The 2628-nt window shown below is 28.9% G+C and carries 3 protein-coding genes and 1 pseudogene; 1 reads left to right on the forward strand and 3 read right to left on the reverse strand.

Annotated features, from left to right (window positions below; genetic code table 11):
- Positions 1 to 137 precede the first annotated feature (137 nt).
- Genes A3G9_RS0109215 through A3G9_RS0109225 form a run of 3 tightly spaced genes read right to left on the reverse strand, consistent with a single transcriptional unit; the run spans position 138 to position 2245 of the window.
- On the reverse strand, positions 138 to 776 hold the full coding sequence (locus A3G9_RS0109215; protein ID WP_002818300.1) for a phosphatase PAP2 family protein: 639 nt from the start codon (positions 774 to 776) through the stop codon (positions 138 to 140).
- A 9-nt stretch (positions 777 to 785) separates the two neighbouring features.
- Positions 786 to 1439, reverse strand: a complete 654-nt coding sequence (locus A3G9_RS0109220) for a VTT domain-containing protein (RefSeq protein ID WP_002817082.1) — start codon at positions 1437 to 1439, stop codon at positions 786 to 788.
- Positions 1440 to 1486: 47 nt separating this feature from the next.
- Positions 1487 to 2245, reverse strand: a complete 759-nt coding sequence (locus A3G9_RS0109225; protein WP_002817083.1) for a COG4705 family protein — start codon at positions 2243 to 2245, stop codon at positions 1487 to 1489.
- Positions 2246 to 2558: 313 nt separating this feature from the next.
- Here A3G9_RS0109225 and A3G9_RS1000000110720 point away from each other — a divergent pair.
- Positions 2559 to 2628, forward strand: a pseudogene (locus A3G9_RS1000000110720) (VIT1/CCC1 transporter family protein); the annotation flags it as partial.

Genomic DNA, 2628 nt, shown 5'->3' on the forward strand with positions numbered 1-2628 from the left:
GATAATTGTTCAAGAATCTGAGTGAGCGTTGAAATTGTAGAATCCAAAACCTCTTCTTCGAAATACGCCGGAATGACGATAACAAGTTTATCCATATTTTTTCCTCCCATAAAAATAAATATTATTTTTAGTTGTATTCAGTCTTTATAATGTTTCATCGGTTTTAAGCCTAGTTTTGTAAAAGACTCCATGCCAATCGACAAAGAAATACTAGCCAAAATATCACTCGGAAAAACTGCGCAAAGATAGATCTTAATTAAAGAAATAACGATTATCCAAAAAACTAACAAAAATCTTATAGTAATTCTAGAAAATAAGTAGCTAAAATTCGGTACGATAAAATGCCAAATAAGAAAGACTAAAATCATAATACTAAATACGCTAACCGACGGGAAAGAATACCTAGCTGTATGGATCAGAGCTCCAAAAGGATGTGGCCTTTTAACCAGTTCTCTAAGTAAAAAGCAAGCAGCATTTCCGGTAATAATTAGCATAACAGCCCAAATAGACTCAGTATACTTTTGTTTGTTCCATAGAAAAAATATAATAATTAGTACACAAAAAAATAATGAAATAATCGGACTACTAAAGTTATTAATTACACTTAATTTCTTGATTAAGTTAGAAGTTTCCGAAGATCCAGAAAAAAACGGAAATGAATTGTCAAAATAAAATAACCAATTACTTTGAAAAAAAATAGATAGCATTAAAATGTAGAGGCAACCAAAGCCACCAAATAAAGATATTTTATCAATTTTATTTAATTGTTTGATCATAATAATTTATCATTTCCCATATTTATAATTATTCAAATAATAACGAAAACCATTTATAATCAACGTCAATAATGATGTAATAGAAATTCCAATTAAAAATAAATCAAAATTATTTTTAACAAATGGTATGCTTCCAAAAAAGAAACCACTTAATGTTATTAATAAAATCCAACAAATTGCACCAAAAACGTTGTATCTAAAAAAGCTTTCATAACTCATCTTGCTAACTCCAGCTGTAAAAGGAATAACGGTACGAATTATAGGTATAAAACGTCCAAAAAATATCGCCATTTTTCCATATTTAAAATAAAATTTCTCAGATTTTATAAGATATTTCGATTTAATTATTTTTTTGAGCCTATTTGATTTAGCAACTTTAATTCCTAAATGTCTTCCGAACTCGAAATTAACATAATCACCTATGACTGCTGAAACGATAAAACCAAAGATGACTATATACAAGTTAAATCCACCACTAAGATTAGATAAATTGCCTGATATAAATATAATTGAATCTCCAGGCAAGAAAGGTACAAAAATTAAACCGGTTTCAGTAAAGATAATCAAAAATAAAAATCCATATACTAATAAAGCATTTGTTTTCATTAATTCTGGTAAAATTTGATCAAAATGTAAATAAGCGATAATTAAACTTATAATCAATGAAATTTCCTTTCACAATGTATAAGACCTTTATTTAAATCTAAAAGTTATTGAGAAGTGACAGTCTCATTTCTCTTAATACCTAAGAAGCTTTTTGCACTTAAAGCAATTAATAAAATTAGAAAAATTGTTAGCAAGAAAAAACCAACGCCTTCTGGATTATGGCCATAAAGACCATAACTACCCCAATCAGCAAATGAAGCACCGAGGGGCCTAGTCATTACATAAGCAGACCAAAAAGTCAAAATCTCAGCTTTTTTAGAGAATACTCGCCAAATAATAGGTATTGCAAATAAAATTAGGAAAAAAAATCCTGAATTTAGAGTTCCCCAGTTCAAGACGTGCGAAGTATAATCGCCTAATGCCGTTCCAAGACCAAATGTAAACAAGATTGTCAACCAATAAAATAATTCACGACGGCGAGTTGTAATTTCATGAACGGAAAGCGTGCCTTCGATACCATACCAAATAGAAAAATTAACAATAAGCAGAATCGCAAAACCGAGTGCAGATATTTCATAAGGGATTCCTAAAGCAATATGAATACTATCAGCTAACATAGTCCCAAAGATAGCAATCAAACCAACTGCGCCCCAATATAACCATATATGATATTTTTGTGAAAAAATTTGTATTCCAATGAGGCTAGCCGTTACTATAATTGTTGATATAACTACTAAATAAGGATTAAAAGTCTGACTTAGAAAATCTGAGACAGACTCTCCCATTGCTGTGGAAATAATTTTCGTAATCCAAAATATGATTGTGACTGCAGCAACTTTATTTGGCAAAGTTTTTTTAATCATTTTATTTTCTCCTTTCAAAAAATTATTAAGTAAATAGTTAAAATACTATCTAGCTGCTAAAAGTTATAATAAACAGCTCTTAACGCTTTCCAATAATAGACAATCTACTTTTATTAGTCCCGTTATTTTTTATGAGAAAATTATGATAATTTATCATAATTAAGTTTTGGTGTAGGGGAAATTAAGTACTTTATGAGAAAATATCAGATATTAAATTCTTCTTTTATATATAATCAATCCTATGTTGACTAATTAATAGATTTTCTATTTTAAAAATTTAAATAAAAACATTTTTATTTATATGGAGAGAAATATGAATTTAGCTGAGAAGATAAATGTTGTCCGGGCGAGTGTGATGGGGGCAAATGATGGCATCATTTCAG

Origin of the sequence: Oenococcus oeni DSM 20252 = AWRIB129, from assembly GCF_000372485.1 — a bacterium.
GTDB classification, from domain to species: Bacteria; Bacillota; Bacilli; order Lactobacillales; family Lactobacillaceae; genus Oenococcus; species Oenococcus oeni.

Excerpts from the sequence above, each read along its gene's own strand:
- A3G9_RS0109225 (WP_002817083.1), bottom strand. The coding sequence starts at position 2,245 with ATGATTAAAAAAACTTTGCCAAATAAAGTTGCTGCAGTCACAATCATA.
- A3G9_RS0109215 (WP_002818300.1), bottom strand. The coding sequence starts at position 776 with ATGATCAAACAATTAAATAAAATTGATAAAATATCTTTATTTGGTGGC.